The sequence below is a fragment of the Prosthecobacter sp. genome (assembly GCF_014879935.1).
Taxonomy (GTDB): Bacteria; Verrucomicrobiota; Verrucomicrobiia; order Verrucomicrobiales; family Verrucomicrobiaceae; genus Prosthecobacter.
Map to the genome: position 1 here is coordinate 1 of NZ_JACSRD010000187.1, position 1571 is coordinate 1571.

Annotated in this window: 1 protein-coding gene; it reads left to right on the plus strand. The window is 66.0% G+C overall.

Annotated features, from left to right (window positions below; translation table 11 throughout):
- Window positions 1-1391, plus strand: a 1391-nt coding sequence (locus IAE77_RS20470; RefSeq protein WP_294230806.1) for an archaeosortase/exosortase family protein, incomplete at its 5' end; no start/stop codon positions are given.
- Between the last annotated feature and the right edge of the window lie 180 nt (window positions 1392-1571).

Genomic DNA, 1571 nt, shown 5'->3' on the forward strand with positions numbered 1-1571 from the left:
ACCTGCGCACGATCCTCGCCGCGCTTTTCATCGCGGCGACCGTGCACTTCACGCAATCGCGGGACCTGCTGGTCGATTTCACCCGGCCGGTGGTCATGACGACGCTGCGCTGGATGGGCATTGACGCCCTGGATCGTGGCGATGTGATGGCTGTGGGCCGCCTGCATGTGCCGTGGACGCGGGACTGTGCGGGGATCAATCTCCTCCTCGTCCTCGTGGCCCTGGCCGTGTGGGTGAACCGCAACGAGCTGCGGGCCCGGGTCTTCTGGCTGCGTGTGCTGGCCATGGTGCCCGCATCGCTGCTGGCGAATGTGCTGCGCGTCCTCACCCTGATCGCCTATAGAGAGCTGGCCTATCCTGGGGTCGAAAGCCCGCAGACGCACTACTTCATCGGCTTTGTCTGGCTGGCCCCCTTTGTCGCGCTGATCACCCCGCGTGATGCGCGGCCGCTCTCCGCCCGCCTCATGGAGACGCTGCACGCCGCCGCCGTCATCGCGCTGCTGGCACCGATGAGCGGCACGCCAAATGCCACGCTGGTCTCGCTGGCCTCCGTGCTCTGCCTTTCCACCAGCCGTGCGCGCTTTGACCCCGGCCGTGCGCATCGCTGGCTCACCTTTGCCTGGATGGCGGCCGGTCTCGCCATCGCTTTGGTCAGTGTGGAGTCCTTCTGGCTGCCGTGGCTGCTGCTGTGCCCGCTTCTTGGCAAACTGACGCTCGACCGCGTGCTCATCGCTGCCTGCACGCATGCGCTGGTGGCCATGCAACCGTGGTCCTGGGGCCTGGCCCTCCTGGGCCTGGCGTGGCAGCGCCGTGCAGCCCCGGTCCAAGACCACGGCACGTCCGAACCCGTCATCCGCGATGTCCGTCAGGCTGCGCTCGCCTTCTTTATCTGCCTGCCGATGCCCTTTCTCGCCTCCACCCTGCTGTCCCTGGGTCAGCAGAGCTGGCAGCCACCCGCCACCGTGGAGTCGCGGCCCATGCCGCCGAACGGCTTTGAGATCCGGCTGCCTTCGCAACCGCCGCACATCGGGCTGGCCTGCTACACCGCCGCCACGCGAGACCGCCACCACACCGTGCGCGTGTGCTTGAAGTATCGTGGCATCGAGGTCGAACCCGTGCCGGACTGCCCCACGGTCTTCACCGAAGGGAAGCACTGGTTCCGCGAATTCTTCCTCCAGGACGGCCGCCTGATCACCGACTACGCCGAGTACGTGAAGAGCACCTTCCGGCCCTGGTCCGCCCCTGGCGTGCATCTCATCTTCGTCTGCCTTCGCGACAAACAGACGCCCGCCGACTTCAGCACCACCACCGAGCACCTCGCCCACGACTTCCACCACCAATGTCAGTCGGCCCCCGCCAACGGCACGTGGTCCGTGACCAGCAATCCCTAGCAAAAGAACAGAGCCGAGAGCGAAGAGCAAAGAGCCGAGAGTCCAACCACGAACTGCGAACACCACTCCACCAATCCATCACTCCAGCGGACGAGGGCGTCCGCGCTCCCTTCGCCCTCCGCTCCACTGATCTACCGACACACCGTTCCACTGATCTACCGACACACCGTTCCACTGATC